The 17487-nt window shown below is 33.5% G+C and carries 14 protein-coding genes and 1 riboswitch; of the genes, 12 read left to right on the plus strand and 2 right to left on the minus strand.

The window, feature by feature from the left end:
- Positions 1 to 90: 90 nt before the first annotated feature.
- From trxA to AN960_RS24060, 4 genes are all read left to right on the plus strand, one after another.
- Positions 91 to 408 carry a thioredoxin gene (gene trxA / locus AN960_RS13670; RefSeq protein WP_056472391.1) on the plus strand — a complete coding sequence of 106 codons (318 nt, stop codon included), beginning with the start codon at positions 91 to 93 and terminating at the stop codon, positions 406 to 408.
- Positions 409 to 691: 283 nt separating this feature from the next.
- Entirely contained in the window at positions 692 to 1129 is a 438-nt protein-coding gene (locus tag AN960_RS13675) for a MarR family winged helix-turn-helix transcriptional regulator (protein ID WP_056472394.1), read from the plus strand.
- Between the two features lie 77 nt (positions 1130 to 1206).
- Positions 1207 to 2841: an MDR family MFS transporter gene (locus AN960_RS13680; RefSeq protein WP_286131710.1), complete on the plus strand. Its 1635-nt coding sequence runs from the start codon at positions 1207 to 1209 to the stop codon at positions 2839 to 2841.
- 93 nt (positions 2842 to 2934) lie between these two features.
- Positions 2935 to 4286, plus strand: a protein-coding gene (locus tag AN960_RS24060) for an IS3 family transposase (protein ID WP_156339689.1) whose coding sequence is annotated in 2 segments (ribosomal slippage) — positions 2935 to 3382 and positions 3382 to 4286 — 1353 coding nt in all. Because the reading frame shifts where the segments join, the coding sequence is not laid out codon by codon here.
- Positions 4287 to 4422: 136 nt separating this feature from the next.
- On the opposite strand, the gene AN960_RS13695 is transcribed toward AN960_RS24060, so the two are convergent.
- Complete coding sequence (locus AN960_RS13695) at positions 4423 to 4854, minus strand: PepSY domain-containing protein (RefSeq protein ID WP_056472403.1); 432 nt, start codon at positions 4852 to 4854, stop codon at positions 4423 to 4425.
- 146 nt (positions 4855 to 5000) lie between these two features.
- Between AN960_RS13695 and uvrC the strand changes: the two genes are divergently transcribed.
- Both uvrC and AN960_RS13705 read left to right on the plus strand, forming a co-directional pair.
- Positions 5001 to 6776, plus strand: a complete 1776-nt coding sequence (gene uvrC / locus AN960_RS13700; protein ID WP_056472406.1) for an excinuclease ABC subunit UvrC — start codon at positions 5001 to 5003, stop codon at positions 6774 to 6776.
- 74 nt (positions 6777 to 6850) lie between these two features.
- Positions 6851 to 7026, plus strand: a riboswitch (Lysine riboswitch).
- Positions 7027 to 7129: 103 nt separating this feature from the next.
- Positions 7130 to 8371 (plus strand): aspartate kinase, encoded by a 1242-nt coding sequence (locus tag AN960_RS13705; protein WP_056472410.1) that lies wholly within the window; start codon positions 7130 to 7132, stop codon positions 8369 to 8371.
- Positions 8372 to 8987: 616 nt separating this feature from the next.
- Here the strand turns inward: AN960_RS13705 and AN960_RS13715 are convergent.
- Positions 8988 to 9434, minus strand: a complete 447-nt coding sequence (locus AN960_RS13715) for a YslB family protein (protein ID WP_056472416.1) — start codon at positions 9432 to 9434, stop codon at positions 8988 to 8990.
- Between the two features lie 300 nt (positions 9435 to 9734).
- Here AN960_RS13715 and AN960_RS13720 point away from each other — a divergent pair, with 300 nt between their 5' ends.
- The 6 genes from AN960_RS13720 to thrS all read left to right on the plus strand — a co-directional run bounded on the left by AN960_RS13720 (position 9735) and on the right by thrS (position 17403).
- Positions 9735 to 10370: a succinate dehydrogenase cytochrome b558 subunit gene (locus tag AN960_RS13720; RefSeq protein ID WP_056472418.1), complete on the plus strand. Its 636-nt coding sequence runs from the start codon at positions 9735 to 9737 to the stop codon at positions 10368 to 10370.
- 12 nt (positions 10371 to 10382) lie between these two features.
- On the plus strand, positions 10383 to 12149 hold the full coding sequence (gene sdhA, locus AN960_RS13725; protein ID WP_056472420.1) for a succinate dehydrogenase flavoprotein subunit: 1767 nt from the start codon (positions 10383 to 10385) through the stop codon (positions 12147 to 12149).
- A gap of 7 nt (positions 12150 to 12156) precedes the next feature.
- Positions 12157 to 12918, plus strand: coding sequence for a succinate dehydrogenase iron-sulfur subunit (gene sdhB, locus AN960_RS13730; protein WP_056473098.1), 762 nt, complete (start codon positions 12157 to 12159; stop codon positions 12916 to 12918).
- A gap of 780 nt (positions 12919 to 13698) precedes the next feature.
- Positions 13699 to 14406, plus strand: coding sequence for a hypothetical protein (locus AN960_RS13735; RefSeq protein WP_056472423.1), 708 nt, complete (start codon positions 13699 to 13701; stop codon positions 14404 to 14406).
- Positions 14407 to 14608: 202 nt separating this feature from the next.
- Entirely contained in the window at positions 14609 to 15082 is a 474-nt protein-coding gene (locus AN960_RS13740) for an acyl-CoA thioesterase (protein WP_056472426.1), read from the plus strand.
- Between the two features lie 404 nt (positions 15083 to 15486).
- A complete protein-coding gene (gene thrS, locus AN960_RS13745) occupies positions 15487 to 17403 on the plus strand; it encodes a threonine--tRNA ligase (RefSeq protein ID WP_056472431.1) in 1917 nt (638 codons plus the stop codon).
- Positions 17404 to 17487: the final 84 nt, after the last annotated feature.

A 17487-nucleotide genomic window follows, 5' to 3' on the forward strand; every position in this document is an offset into this window, starting at 1 on the left:
TCATATGGTATACTTTCTTTAAAATTATAACAAATTATGTCAAACTACATATTTTACTTATGTAGCTTGCGCAGGTAGGAGGAAAAATAAATGGCAATTGTTAATGCAACAAACGCAACGTTCGCAGAAGAAACAAAAGAAGGTGTAGTATTAGTTGATTTTTGGGCAACTTGGTGTGGTCCTTGTAAAATGATTGCTCCTGTATTAGAAGAATTAGCTTCTGAATATGGAGAAAAAGTTAAAATTGTTAAAGTTGATGTTGATGAAAACCAAGAAACAGCAGCTAAATTTGAAGTTATGAGCATTCCATCATTATTCGTTCTTAAAGACGGAGAAGTAGTTGAAAAAACTTTAGGTTTCAAACCTAAAGAAGCTTTAGAAGAATTAATTACTCCACATATTGGTTAATTATAATTTGTAAGAAATGCACTCATAATATGAGTGCATTTCTTTTTTTTTGCATTTTTAACTAAAAAAGTCTTGGCTGAAACAATCTATTTAAAACCTATTCCTTAAGCCAATGTAAATGTTTTCATTATAATTAGCAATTTTCTCAATTAGAGTAATGTTAAAAATTTCTAATGTAAATTAGATTGACTATTTTTCTGTCACGTTTTATATTTAATAAGCATTAATATTTAACATACATTAAATATTTATTTGGATTAATTGTTAAAGGAGGTTAACTTTCTTGGGAAACAAAAATGAGTACATTGAACGGATTCAAATCGCACTTCAAAGTGCTATTCATAAAATGCAACCAAAAGTGACAGAAAGCATGAATAGTCATGGTGTAACGGCCACTCAATTTTTTGTTTTGATGTACTTACGAAAAAAAGAAAGCTGTAAAATATCTGAAATAGCAGAGATGATGGGTGTAAAACCAAGTGCGGTATCATTTATGATTGATCGACTTGAACATAATGACTTTGTATATAGAGAACATGATAAAAAGGACCGAAGAGTTGTAAATATTATGTTAACTGAGGAAGGTATAAAAAAATTAGAATCAGTGATAAAAGATCGAAAAGAAATTTTTGAAAGTTTCTTGTTTAACCTTTCTGACGAAGAGTTATTACAATTTGCAAAGATTACTGAAAAGCTTGCAAATGCTGCAGCAGATTTATAGAAATTTTTACAAGATACTTTTTGGTATTAGTAATTATAAAAAGAAAAAAGATATGGGAGAGAAGGGAGAAATATATTTTGACTACAAATACAAATACAGTTGTACAAAAAGATAGCAATCGTAAACTATTGCTAATTGGTCTAATTATTGCAATGTTTTTCTCGGCATTAGATGGCACGATCGTTGGTACTGCAATGCCTAAAATCGTTGGGGACCTTGGTGGTTTAAGTATGATGACTTGGCTTACAACAGCATACTTATTAACTTCAACTACTGTAGTGCCAATCGCAGGTAAATTAGCAGACTTATTAGGTCGTAGAAGTGTTTATATAGCTGGTTTAGTTATATTTATGGCAGCATCAGCATTATGTGGTATTGCCCATAACATGACTGAATTAATTATTTACCGTGGTATTCAAGGTATCGGTGGCGGTGTAATGATGCCGATGGCGATGATAGTAATTGGGGATTTATTTACAGGTAAAGAACGTGCGAAATTCCAAGGGGTTTTCGGTGGTATTTACGGTTTAGCTTCAGTAATCGGTCCACAAATCGGTGGGTGGATTGTTGACTCATTAAACTGGAAATGGGTATTCTACATTAACCTTCCAGTAGGTATTATCGCAACAATTTTTATTGCATTAGGTTTAAAAGGAAGAAAAAATACAGGACCAATCAATTTCGATATCGCTGGTATGGTGACTATGATTGTCGGTGTTGTAAGCTTACTCCTTGCTCTAAGTTTAGGTGGAGTTAAATATGATTGGAATTCTTGGCAAATCATTGGTTTATTTGTATTAGCAGTAGTTGGAATCATTAGCTTCGTTATTGTTGAAAATAAAGCTAAAGAGCCAATTCTACCAATGCATTTATTCAAAAATAGAACTTTCGTAACATTAAACTTAATTGGTTTCTTTATGACAATAGCGATGTTTGGTGCAATTATGTTCGTACCATTCTTCATGCAAGGTATTGTTGGAGTAAGTGCAACACAATCGGGGACAATTATGACTCCAATGATGGTCACAATGATTATTGCAAGTATTATTGGTGGTCAGGTTGTATTTAAAGTCGGTATTAAACCACAAATTATTACGGGAATGTTCGTAATTGCATTAGGTTTATACTTATTAACAACTTTAGATATGAATTCAAGTAAAACAATTGCAACAATCTTTATGGGAGTTATGGGTCTAGGTATTGGTTTAGTAATGCCGACAATTACACTAGCTCTTCAAGAAGTATTCGATAAGAAGGAATTAGGGATTGTAACATCTTCTAGCCAATTCTTCCGTTCAATCGGTGGTACTTTTGGGGCAACTGTTTTAGGTGCTGTAATGAATAGTAAATCAGGAACACTTCTAAACCATGATTTAGTTCCATTTTTAAATAAATTACCAGCTCAAGCTGCACCATTAGTAGACAAATTTAAAGACATGATTAATACAACTCCTCAATCTGTATTTACAATGTTATTTAATGCTGATGCTAAGAAGCTAATTCCAAAGCCAATTTTAGACGGTATGTTACCGATCATTAAAACATCTTTAATGGATTCATTACACCAAGTATTCTTTGTTGGTTTAGGATTCATTATAATTGGTGCAGTCGTAACATTTTTCCTAACACCAATTAAATTAACAAATAAAAAAGCCGGAGATAAAGAAGGTAATGAGCAAGAACAAGTAGAAGTAGAAACTGCGACTTCTTAATTTCTGAAGCTACAATAAAAGTGAAAACCATCCAGAATTATTGAAGTGCACCCCAAATGTTAGACACGACTAACATTTGGAGGTGCATTTTTTATGACTAAATTTACTACTGAACATAAATTAGCGGTAGTTATGCGTTATTTAGAAGGTAAGGAAAGTTTTCGTTCTATTGGTAAGTTATTTGGAACGTCCCATGCTGAAGTGAGAAACTGGGTAGCTCAATATAAGGAAAATGGGATTAATGGCTTGCTTAAAAAGTCATATACAAGTTATTCGGTACAGTTTAAACTAAACGTATTAAAGTATATGAATGACCACGGGACGTCACCGAATGAAGCAACTGCAATTTTCAATATTCCTTCCCCTAGAACGATTCGAAAATGGAGGACTCAATTTGAAACACAAGGACAAGACGCCCTAGAATCAAAGAAAAAGGGGCGATCTTCCATGAAAAAAGAAACAAAGAAAACAACTCCACTTAAAGGATCAGTAGAAGAGCTTCAAGCTGAAATAGAACGTTTGCGCATGGAAAATGCGTATCTAAAAAAGTTGAATGCCTTAGTTCAAAACAAGGAAAAATCACGAAACAAGACAAAGTAAAAGTTGTCTGTGAATTAAGGCATGAGTTTTCGTTAAAAGAACTTCTACTGCTCGCCAGTATTCCGCGTAGTACGTACTATTATTGGATGAAAAATCTAGAACGTCCTGATCCAGACACTGAGATAAAAGTAATGATAAAAGAAATTTATGAGGAACATGAAGGTCGTTATGGCTATCGTAAAATTCGAGACGAGCTTACGAATCGTGGTTATAAAATAAATCATAAAAAAGTTCAACGACTCATGAAAGTACTAGGGATAAAATCACTTGTAAAGGTAAAGAAATATCGCTCTTACAAAGGTGAAGTGGGTAAGGTTGCGCCTAATATTTTAGATAGAAATTTCCAAGCAGATAAACCAAATGAGAAATGGGTTACAGATATTACTGAATTTAAATTATTTGGAGAAAAGCTATATTTTTCACCTATGTTGGACTTATATAACGGTGAAATAATTGCTTATACAATTGGTTCACGTCCAACTTATTCACTTGTATCAACTATGTTAGAACAGTCTCTTGAACGTTTAACAGATTCCGATATACTACTAATTCATTCAGACCAAGGCTGGCACTATCAAATGGAAAAATATCGTACTACCTTAATTAAACGTGGTATCACGCAGAGTATGTCACGAAAAGGAAACTGTTACGATAACGCAGTAATAGAAAGTTTCTTTAGTATCATGAAATCTGAACTACTTTATCTAAAAGAATTTAACAGTGTTGAACACTTTAAACAAGAACTAGCTAAATATATAGATTACTACAATAACAAACGAATTAAGGCAAAATTAAAAGGCATGAGCCCAGTAAAATACCGAGTTCATGCCCAACAAGCTGCCTAATTGAAGTAACCAGTCTAACTTTATGGGGTCACTACATTATTTGGATGGTTTTTATTTTGTGTAGTGTGAGGATGTACGAAAAAAAAAGAAAGGTTTCATAAAAAGTTTCCCTTTTTAGGAACACCCTCATTATTTTTTAAATAGCCATGGATACTTTTTCTTTTCTTTTTCTCATTTTTCGTTTATTACTCCACAAGATCCAAGATAAAGCTAATCCTGTTCCAGTAAGGATAAAAAGACCGATACCACTTATTAGACCAATTATGCCGGTATGTAAGCTTTTCACTGAAAATGCAGACTGCTCAGGTCTTTTTCCAAAATTTTGAAATGGGGTTTGAGTATTGTCACCACTTTGTCCATTTTGTTGGGTTGTGTTTTGATCGCTATTTTGAGATTGTTGGTTACCGTTAAATTGACCACCCGATGGAAACTGACCTTGCATTGAAAATCTTCCTTTTTCTTCGCCACCTTTATTGAAATACAGAATAATACCTGTAGTAGATTCGATTAGTAGGAAAACTGAAACAATCACACCAATCCAAAAATGAACTACTCTTACTTTTTTCATTTTGACATTGCTCCTTTTCTTCTTTTGATGAAATTAAAGTTACAATAGAAAGCTTAATTTTTACTTAATATCATTAAAGTATTTTCAGTTTTTGAATGTGGGGATTATAATATTAGTGTACAATTGCACGAAAGAGGTGAGAGGAAATGGACAATCACTTAAAAGAAAAATTAGCGCTTCTACCAGATCAGCCTGGTTGCTATTTAATGAAAGATATTCAAGGGACGATCATTTACGTAGGAAAAGCTAAAGTATTAAAAAATAGGGTTAGATCTTATTTCACGGGATCCCATGATGGTAAAACCTACCGATTAGTTCAAGAGATAACTGATTTTGAATATATTGTTACTTCTTCAAATATGGAAGCATTAATTCTAGAGATGAATTTAATTAAGAAATATGATCCGAAATATAACATCATGTTGAAGGATGATAAATCATACCCCTTTATTAAAATAACTGCTGAAAAACATCCTCGCTTATTGATTACGCGAAATGTAAAAAAAGATAAAGGAAAATATTTTGGCCCATTCCCTAATGCTACTGCCGCTAATGAAACAAAAAAATTATTAGATCGTTTATATCCATTACGAAAATGTACTTCAATACCAGATAAAGTTTGTTTATATTATCATATTGGTCAATGTCTTGCGCCTTGCGTAAAAGAAGTAACTGATGATCAAAATCAAGAGATAGTTACTGAAATTGTCCGTTTTCTAAACGGAGGGGAAGACCAAATACGAAAAGAGTTAGAGGCAAAAATGCTTGCGGCATCTGAACAATTAGATTTCGAGCGCGCGAAAGAGTATCGAGACCAAATTGTATCAATTGAAGCCACTATGGAAAAGCAGAAAATGATGAGTAGTGATTTAGTAGATCGAGATGTATTTGGATATGCGGTTGACAAGGGATGGATGTGTGTTCAAGTATTTTTTGTTCGAAGAGGAAAATTAATTGAGCGAGATGTATCATATTTTCCAATTTACGATGAACCAGAGGAAGAGTTCCTATCATTTATTGGGCAATTTTATGAAAAACCACATAATATAAAACCAAAAGAAATTTTTGTACCAGATAAAGTTGATACAGAAATTTTAAAAGATTTATTAAAAATCCCTGTATTCCAACCAAAAAGAGGCCAAAAAAAGGAACTTGTTGTATTAGCAAATAAAAATGCCAAAATTGGACTCGGAGAGAAATTTAAATTAATCGAGCGAGATGAAGAAAGAACAGTTAAAGCAATCGAAAAACTAGGGGATATTTTAAATATTGAAACTCCGTATCGAATTGAAGCATTTGATAATTCAAATATTCAAGGAACAAATCCTGTTTCAGCTATGGTTGTCTTTATAGACGGTAAACCTTCAAAAAAAGATTACCGCAAATATAAAATCAAAACTGTTGTAGGACCCGACGATTATGATTCAATGCGTGAGGTAGTACGTAGAAGATATTCAAGAGCATTAAAAGAGAATTTACCTTTACCGAACTTGATAATTGTGGATGGTGGGAAAGGACATCTAGCTGCTGTGGAAGATGTACTTCAAAATGAGTTAGGTTTATTCATCCCAACAGCTGGACTTGTTAAAGATGAGAAGCACCGCACTTCAGAGTTATTAATAGGACAACCACCTCAAATTGTCCAACTTGGTAGACAAAGCCAAGAATTCTTTTTATTACAAAGAATTCAAGACGAAGTACACAGATTTGCGATTGAATTCTATCGTCAACTCCATAGTAAATCAATGGTTCAATCTGCTTTAGATGGCATAGCTGGTGTTGGTGGTACAAGAAAGAAAGCATTGCTTAAACATTTTGGATCAGTCAAAAAAATAAAAGAAGCTTCAGTCGATGAATTAATGGCAGCTAAAATGCCCAAAAATGTGGCAGAAGAGATTTATCAGCATTTCCATAAAGAGTGACAGAGTTACCAAAAATTTTATCTTGACACTATTTTCAAAATAATTTATATTTTAGTTAAAATTAAATGATTTTCTCTCGTAATAGAGGTGCAAAACTTAAGAGTATGCTGTCATAGACGTGTGGCGTTGTGATGGACAGTTGAAAGGAAGTTTTGCCGAAATAAAATGAATCCACAATTCATTTTGTTGGGACTGCATTTAAGAAATGTAGTACTGTCGCATAATAATTATGCGGGGAGCTATTGAAGAGATGTTGATGATTTGTCTATTTTATTTTGTAAATTAGGCGCGTGAACATTGCTTCACGCGCTTTTTTGTATTCTTTTTTAAGTAAACAGGTGAGGATGAGAAAAATGGGAATTATTGTTCAGAAATTCGGTGGTACTTCAGTAGGCTCAATTGAACGAATTCAGCATGTTGCTGAAACAGTAACCAAATCATATAAAGAAGGAAACCAAGTAGTTACAGTTGTATCTGCGATGGGACATCATACAGACGAACTAGTTAGTTTAGCAGCTCAAATTAGTCCACAAAACAGTAAACGTGAATTAGATATGTTACTTACTACAGGGGAACAAGTTTCGATTTCTTTACTAGCAATGGCAATCCAAGCAAAAGGTTTTAAAGCAATTTCACTAACAGGTTGGCAAGCTGGAATTCAAACTGAACCTGTCCATGGTAATGCGCGTATAGATACAATTCATACAGAAAGAATTCAACAATTACTTGATGAAGGATATATCGTAATTGTTGCTGGTTTCCAAGGTTTAAGTGACAACAATGAAATTACGACATTAGGTCGTGGAGGTTCAGATACAACAGCAGTAGCATTGGCTGCGAGCTTAAATGCAGAACGTTGTGATATTTATACGGACGTATTAGGGGTTTATACTACGGATCCAAGAGTTGAACCAAGTGCATCTAAATTAAGCCATGTCTCTTATGATGAAATGTTAGAGCTTGCAGCTTTAGGAGCAGCAGTTTTACATCCAAGAGCAGTAGAATTCGCAAAAAATTATAATTTAATTATTCAAGTTCGTTCAAGTCAACATGATGAAATCGGTACATTTATTGGGGAGGAAACACAAATGGAACAACAATCAGTCGTAAGAGGAATCGCATTCGAATCTAATGTAACAAGGATGACTTTAAATGGTTTAAATAACCATGTTGATTTATTACCTAAAATTTTTACTTTACTAGCAAGTGAAGGTATTGATGTTGATATAATTATCCAAAGTGTAACATCAGATAACTTAGTAAATCTTTCATTCTCGATCAAATCTGAAAATATGATGGAAGCAATAACGCTTCTAGAATCGAAGAAAGAATTTTTAGGATACCGTTCATTTGATTTTGAAAGTGAACTTGCTAAAGTTTCAATTGTAGGTAGTGGAATGGTTTCGAATCCAGGAGTTGCTGCAAAAATGTTTAAATTTTTAGCTGAAAGTGAAATTCCTGTAAAAATGGTAAGCACTTCTGAAATTAAAGTATCAACAGTGGTACCAAAATCAAAATTACAAGAAGCAGTTCATGCTCTTCATAAAGGATATGAATTAGATCGTATTAATGAAGAAGTAGTAGTAGAAAACTAAATATTTTAATAAACCCTTTTAGGTGTACAAATTCTTATATATAGGCTTTGAAATATTGATTTTATCAATATTCATCACGTTCAGAGTTACTGAGCCGTATAGTATAGAGATGGAGCTTAAAAGGGTTTTTTATTCGTTAAGCGAATAAATTATATAAAGATTCTGTAAATTTAAAATAAGTAAGGCGAACGGCTAAATGGTAATTAAAAGAAGGAGGTATTAATAATGAGGCATAGTTTAATTGCCTACGGATATGGAGAAATTGTGCTACAGTTCGTTCTATTAATACTCGCCATTTTGTTTTTTGTTTGTATATGTTTATTCTTGTTAAATTCTATTATTAAAGGAGTTAAAAGAAACAAGAATTTTGAGGTAATTAGAAGGCAGGATCAAAGTAATGAAAAGAAAGAGAAGGGGTAGGAAATGAAAGATGATATCATGTCCTTAACTGAACTATTCTTAAATTAAAGTAAAAATTGAACTTGATCATTTATTTATAAATACTCAATTTATAAACTAGTTGTACCTGTATTTGAACTTATAATTCAATATTTCAAGAAAAAATCATTCAAATGAAAACACCACAAGGGACTTAAACCTTGTGGTGATTTTCATTTTATCTCCTTGTAATAGGATCCTTTAAATCCCATTTTACTTGGAACTTTACTTTGTCGCCTCTTTTGCTTTGCTCTTCATACGTTTCAGCTATAACATCGATTTGCTGTTGAATTTGCATCGCTAGAAATCCAGCTTCTAATTGGTAGGATACGTTCTTTTTTTGTTGATTTCTGTATGTAATTAATTCAGAAGATAGAGTTAAATGAACTTCTTGCTTCTTTTCTTCTTCTACAGTAAGAGTACCCCAACCAGCCTGATCAAAAAATTCTATAATTTCTTCAAAGGTTGCTAAAGGATATTTTCTGGCAATCATTTTACCCGCCCAATATAAAATATCATTTTGCTCTTTTCCTAATAAATCATTCAATAAGTCGTTACGTATTAGCTCATAGCCAAAACCAGAAATATTTCCCGGAATATTTAAATCTTCAATGCCGTTCGTCATGGTCGGATAACTCTCCCTTTCCTAAAAAACATGTTTTTATTATATACAATATTTAATAGTAAAAACAATAATTCGACACTTGTAGATTACAAGGATTACCAATTTAAATGAGAAGTTTTTTCAGTAAAGAAAAATGTACGCGTTTTCTTGACCTGCTATATTATCAGGAGTAAAATGGGTTGTAGATAAATGTCATAAAAATTTCGACTTTTTATGCGTCTTACTTATTTATTCTATTTTTTTAGAATAATAGAGGAGTTAAATTTTCATGTGCACAAACTAAAGGGGGCAGGGGTTTACATGAGCAACAAGAATGGAAGGGAGTTTTTCTTTAGAAAACTTCATTCATTGCTAGGAGTTATTCCGGTTGGAATCTTTTTAACACAGCACTTAGTTGTCAATCATTTTGCGACAAATGGAGCATCATCGTTCAACAAGGCTGCTGAATTTATGGCGAACTTACCATTTCGCTATTTTTTAGAAGTTTTTGTCATTTTCTTACCAATTTTATACCATGCAATTTACGGACTATACATTGCGTTCACAGGAACTAGCAATGTTAAAAATTATGGATACTTACGTAACTGGTTATATTTATTCCAACGTATTTCTGGTGTAATTACTTTAATTTTTATTACTTGGCACGTATGGCAAACACGTATCGCTGCTCAACTAGGAGCAACGGTTGATTATAATATGATGGCTGATATTTTTCATTCAAAATTTATGTTAGTTTTCTATATAGTAGGTGTTATTTCAACAATATTCCACTTTGCTAATGGATTATGGTCTTTCTTCGTATCTTGGGGAATTACTGTAACACCTAGATCACAACGTATTTCAACATATGTTACATTAGGTATTTTCGTTGTATTATCATTCGTTGGATTAACTGCTATCTTTGCATTCATTGATCCACAACTAGCGAATTTGTAAGGAGAGAGAGTCATGAGTGGGAAAATAATTATCGTCGGTGGCGGATTAGCTGGTCTTATGGCAACAATTAAAGCTGCTGAAGCTGGCACAAAAGTAGACTTATTTTCATTAGTTCCCGTAAAACGATCACATTCAGTATGTGCTCAAGGTGGAATTAATGGTGCGGTAAATACAAAAGGTGAAGGTGACTCTCCTTGGGAGCACTTTGATGATACAATTTATGGTGGAGATTTCTTAGCAAACCAACCACCAGTAAAGGCAATGGCAGAAGCAGCACCTGGCATCATTCATATGATGGACCGTATGGGTGTAATGTTCAACCGTACGCCTGAAGGATTATTAGACTTCCGTCGTTTCGGTGGAACGCAACATCACCGTACAGCATTTGCTGGTGCTACGACTGGTCAACAATTATTATACGCATTAGATGAGCAAGTTCGTCGTTACGAATCTGAAGGTCTTGTTCAAAAGTATGAAGGTTGGGAATTTTTAAGAGTTGTTGTTGATGATGAAGGAGTATGTCGTGGTATTGTTGGACAAAACTTAACATCAATGGAAATCGTAAGCTTCCCTGCGGATGCTGTAATTATGGCATCTGGTGGCCCTGGTATTATCTTTGGTAAAACTACAAACTCAATTATCAACACTGGTTCAGCTGCTGCAGCTGTATATCGTCAAGGTGCAGTTTATTCAAATGGTGAATTTATTCAAATCCATCCAACTGCAATTCCTGGAGATGATAAAAACCGTTTAATGAGTGAAAGTGCTCGTGGTGAAGGTGGACGAGTTTGGACGTATAAAGATGGTAAACCATGGTATTTCTTAGAAGAGAAATATCCTGCATATGGAAACCTTGTACCAAGGGATATTGCTACACGTGAGATTTTCTCTGTATGTGTTGACCACAAGCTTGGTATTAATGGTGAAAACATGGTTTATTTAGATCTTTCACACAAAGATCCACATGAACTTGATGTAAAACTTGGTGGAATCATCGAAATCTATGAAAAATTCACAGGTGATGATCCGAAAAAAGTTCCAATGAAGATATTCCCAGCAGTTCACTACTCAATGGGTGGATTATGGGTTGACTATGACCAAATGACTACAATTCCTGGTTTATTTGCTGCTGGTGAGTGTGATTACTCAATGCACGGAGCTAACCGTTTAGGAGCTAACTCATTACTTTCTGCTATTTATGGTGGAATGGTTGCTGGACCAAATGCTGTAAGATACGTAAATGGTTTAGCTAAATCTTCAGATGATGTTTCAAGTTCTGTATATGAATCAAATGCAAATGAAGAAAAAGAAAAAATGAACCGTATTTATAAAATGGACGGTAAAGAAAATGCATACCTTCTTCATAAAGAGCTTGGAGAGTGGATGACAGACAACGTTACTGTAGTTCGATTTAATGATCGCTTATTAAAAACTGATGAAAAAATTCAAGAGCTTTATGAGCGCTATCAAAACATTAATATTAATGATACAGCTAAATGGAGTAACCAAGGTGCTTCATTTACTCGTCAACTTGAAAACATGCTTCACTTATCACGTGTGATCACATTAGGTGCATATAACCGTAATGAAAGCCGTGGAGCACACTATAAACCTGAATTCCCAGAACGTAATGACGAGGAATTCTTAAAAACTACAATGGCTAAATTTGATGAGAAATCAAATTCACCATTATTCCATTACGTAGATGTTGATACATCATTAATTCAACCTAGAAAACGTGATTATTCTAAGAAGAAGGAGGACAAAGCAAATGCATAATGGAACAATGACTGCTGAAAAGACAATTACTGTAATCGTTAAACGTCAAGATTCACCTAATACTGCGCCATATGAAGAAACATTTACTGTCCCTTATCGTCCGAATATGAACGTAATCTCGGCGTTAATGGAAATTCGTAAAAATCCAGTTAATTCAAATGGAAAAGAAACGACTGCAATTTCTTGGGACATGAACTGTCTTGAGGAAGTTTGTGGAGCATGTTCTATGGTTATCAATGGTAAACCAAGACAATCATGTTCAGCGCTTATCGACAAATTGGAACAACCAATCCGTCTTGAGCCAATGAGCACATTCCCTGTAGTACGTGACTTACAAGTTGATCGTAGCCGTATGTTCGATTCTTTAAAACGCGTTAAAGCATGGATTCCAATTGATGGAACGCATGACTTAGGTCCTGGACCAAGAATGCCTGAAAGAAAACGTCAATGGGCTTATGAATTATCAAAATGTATGACTTGTGGTGTATGTTTAGAAGCTTGTCCAAACGTTAATAGTAAATCTAACTTTATTGGGCCAGCACCACTTTCACAAGTGCGTTTATTTAATGCTCATCCAACTGGAGAAATGAATAAGGAAGAACGTCTACATGCAATTATGGGAGACGGTGGACTATCAAACTGTGGTAACTCACAAAACTGTGTACAATCTTGTCCAAAAGGTATTCCTTTAACAACTTCAATTGCAGCATTAAACCGCGCAACTACAATCCAATCTTTCAAAGACTTCTTTGGAAGCGACGAAATTTAATAATTATAAAAGCATGTTCCTTAGGGACATGCTTTTTTTAATACTAAATGATATGGTATATAAAAATAAGTGAGATGTATTAACTATTGGAAAGCACTTTTACTTTAGCTACATGGAAACATGTGAGTGCACCATTTTTCAATTTGACAAAGGTATTAGAGAGAACAAATTAAGTGGAACTTTATTGATGTTAAAATTCATATTTTGACGATTTATTAATGATTTTAATTAATGTGTTTCAACAATTTAAATAAACAAATTATAGTAAATGTTTTTTCAGAAGGTAAAAATTTCAAGTGGAAATTTAGATAAATAATTTTTAATTAATTAGTTTGTATGTTGATGTTCAGATTTTAATTGACTTACAACCTGATTAATAAACTGTTATTTTACGCTAAGTAAAGGTATTAAGATAGCTTTTATCGCACCACTTTTTTTGATGAATAAGTTGATTGGAATGGAGGGGTGCTCGACTCCTATGGGAAATGCGGGAAGGCTGAGACCCCGCAGGAACGAGGAGGTTCAGGTCTCGCCCCATGGAAAGCGAGCATCCTGTAATGGAAATCAACCACACTCTACTCCTTTTACAAAAATTTGGTTATTATTTGACAAGACTATATTTCAACAGCGTGAAAATCATATTCCTTAGGACATGCTTTTTCTATTTGCATTAAAATAAATATCTTCTAATAAACTCGCATTTCAAATCATATCAATAGTAAAGGCAGCAAAGTGAAGTGTCTTACCCCACTCACTGCTTTCGAACGGAGGTTGATTGGAATGCAACAGTCTGAAGTGACATTTGAAACGAAATGCTATGAAAAAGATTGGGAAATTCTCTTAAAGACAGATCGTTTAGAAAAAATGATTGAATATAATCAATTTCAATTTAAAGAAAAAATTTTATATATTAATAACGTACAAGATGTAAGGGAAGTCAGTCGTCATGCAGACAAACTTATCGCAAGAAATGTTTTATCCTCATATGTAATAGTTGATGATTTTTCAAAAGAAGCCCTTAATTATTTTGATGTTACTAAGGAGAGTTTCAAAGGCGGTTATTACTATTCTATCTCGGAGCTTGTTAGTATTTATCTTTGCAACACAGAGTATTTACTTCATTTTTCAAGCGATTCTATTTTAGAAAAGCCTTTTAATTGGATTGATTTATCACTATTAAAACTTCAAGTAGATGAAAGAATCAAAGTAGCAAATCCAGTATGGAATGGAAATATTTTTGAGGCAAAACAAGAATCAATAGATGAAGATGAAAATTTTTATATTGGTTATGGATTTTCAGATCAATGTTACTTAATCAGGACAAATGATTTTAAAAATAAAATATATAATGAAAAAAATCCTATATCAGAAAGGTACCCAATTTATGGGGGAGAGCTTTTTGAAAAACGTGTTGATGCTTGGATGCGAAACAATCATTTCAAAAGAATCACATTCAAACATGGAAATTATATTCATCAAAATTATTGAATCTACTAGGTTAGGGTAAAGAAAGGGAGAGCAGAAGATAGAAAAGGCTAGTAGAGAAGATATTAGACATTTCTCTAAATGGTACCTTTTACTATTTTATAATCCATTATTTTTCCTTCATCCTGCCTCCTTGAAAACTGAATGAATACTCATTCTTTAATGGAATTAATGATATAATAAAGAAAGTAAGGGGGCAAATTCGATGGGGAAAATGAATTATGTATCTAATTTACAGGAATGGCAATCTGAGTTTTCATTTAAGATTACAATTAAAGTTCGATTTAGTGAAACCGATATGTTTGGACATATGAATAATACAGTTCCATTCGTTTATTTTGAAGAGGCACGTATTGAGTATTTAAAATATTTAGGACTTATGCAAGAATGGACGGCAAATCATAGTGAATTTATTCCAGTTGTCGCTGATTTACAATGTGATTACCTAAGACAAGTATTTTTTAATGAAATACTTGATGTGTACGTAAAAATTGCTAAAGTAGGAAATTCATCGATTGATTTACACTATATGGGAATTAATCCTCAAAATGAAATTTGCTTTACTGGTCGAAATTCATTAGTAAATATAAATCGTCATACAGGACGAAGTGAACAATGGAAAAGTGAATGGAAAGAAAAATTATTAAATGAAACAATGAATACAGTAGTTAATGTTTAAAACAAGTAAAATTGTCACATACTGATTGAAGATTGAATAGAATGATCAAACAATTAAATTTATCTTAAGAGTACTTGAAGAATTCAATGACATTCTATATAATACTTTTATACGAATAAGGAAAAGCAAAGATCAAGGACACGAGCGTTCAAGACGATAGTAAGAGAGGAATTCATTTGGTGCGAGAATTCTCTATACGTTGAATGACTTACCACCTTGTAGCTATAGTGGGGAACGTAATTTATTTACAAGTAACTACTATCGGTGTAGACCGTTAAAACGTTGAGATTTTGTATACTTATTTATGTGTACATTAAATTAGGGTGGAACCACGAGCACATTCGTCCCTACGAGTGTGCTCTTTTTTTATTGTCAAAATTAATATGAAAAAGGAGTGAACTTAAATGATTTCAATTAAATTACCAGATGGATCAATTCGCGAGGTGGAACAAAATACAACAGTTGAAGATTTCGCGGGTTCAATCTCCATTAGCTTAAAGAAAAAAGCGCTTGGTGGAAAAATTAATGGAAAGTTAGTGGATTTAAATACACCTATTACTGAAGATTGCGAAGTTCAAATAATTACTCAAGACGATCAAGACGGCTTAGAAATGATGCGTCATAGTTCAGCACATATTTTAGCTCAAGCGGTAAAACGTCTATATAAAGGCGAAAAAGCTGCATTTGGAGTTGGACCAGTAACTGCAGACGGATTCTATTATGATATTGATCTTCCAGTTTCAATTAAAGTAGAAGACCTACCGAAAATTGAAAAAGAAATGGAAAAAATTATTAAAGAAAACTTACCGATTACTCGTTCAGAGGTTAGTCGTGAAGAGGCAATTAAATTCTTCACTGAATTAGAAGATGAGTTTAAACTAGAATTAATTCGTGATTTACCAGAAGATGCAGTTATTTCAATGTATACTCAAGGTGAATTCGTAGACCTTTGCCGTGGACCACATGTTCCTACAACTGGCCGTGTAAAAGCGATTAAATTATTATCTGTTGCTGGTGCATATTGGAGAGGCGATGCGAATAATAAAATGCTTCAACGTGTTTATGGTACTGCTTTCCCAAGTAAGAAGGAATTAGAAGAGCATTTATACTTATTAGAAGAAGCTAAAAAACGTGATCACCGTAAATTAGGTAAAGAGCTTGAGTTATTCATGTTCTCTGAAGAAGCACCTGGTATGCCATTCTTCTTACCAAAAGGTACTATTATCCGTAATGAATTAGAACATTATGAGCGCGGATTACAAACTTCAAAAGATTATAAAGAAGTTCGTACACCATTCATTATGAATCAAAGATTATGGGAGCAATCAGGTCACTGGCATCACTACCATGAAAACATGTACTTTACTGAAGTTGATGAAACAAAATTCGCATTAAAACCGATGAACTGCCCAGGTCATATGTTAGTTTATAAAAATAAATTACATTCATATCGTGATCTACCGGTTCGTATGTGTGAAAATGGTCAAGTTCACCGTCATGAATACTCTGGTGCCTTAAATGGTATGATGCGTGTTCGTACTTTTACTCAAGATGATGCACATATCTTCTGTCGTCCGGACCAAATTGAAGGCGAAATTATTGAAGTAATTAACTTAATTAAAGAAATTTACGGCGTATTCGGATTCACTTACAAAGTAGAATTATCAACTCGTCCAGAAGATTCAATGGGTTCAGAAGAGTTATGGAACTCAGCAGAACAGGCGTTAGAAAATGTTCTAAAATCTGAGAACTTAGACTTTAAATTAAACCCAGGCGATGGCGCATTCTATGGTCCAAAAATCGATTTCCATATTCAAGATGCATTAAAACGTAGTTGGCAATGTGCTACAATTCAATTAGATTTCCAAATGCCTGAGAAATTTGATTTAACTTATGTTAATGAAGATAACCAAAAAGAACGTCCAGTTGTTATCCATCGTGCAATTTATGGTTCAATTGACCGTTTCTTAGGAATCTTAACTGAACATTTTGCTGGAGCATTCCCATTATGGTTAGCACCAGTTCAAGTTGCAGTATTACCAATTTCAAGTGTTCACAATGAATATGCACAAAAACTTGCTGATCAATTAAAAGCTGCAGGAATCCGTGTTGAAGCTGATTTACGTGGCGAAAAAATTGGATATAAAATCCGTGAAGCACAACTTCAAAAATTACCTTATATGTTAGTAGTTGGTGATCAAGAGGTTGAAAATAAAACTGTAGCTATTCGTAAACGTGGCGAAGGTGATATCGGTACTCAACCATTCGAGAGCTTCTTAGAAATGGTCAAACAACAAAAATTAGAAAAAGTTCTATTTTAATTTTAAAAATCCTCTATTTTTATAATAGAGGATTTTTTTATTTGACCGATATAATTAAAAACGATTGTTTTTATTTTCTGGGAA

The organism is Bacillus sp. FJAT-25509 (assembly GCF_001420605.1).
Taxonomy (GTDB): Bacteria; Bacillota; Bacilli; order Bacillales; family Bacillaceae_G; genus Gottfriedia.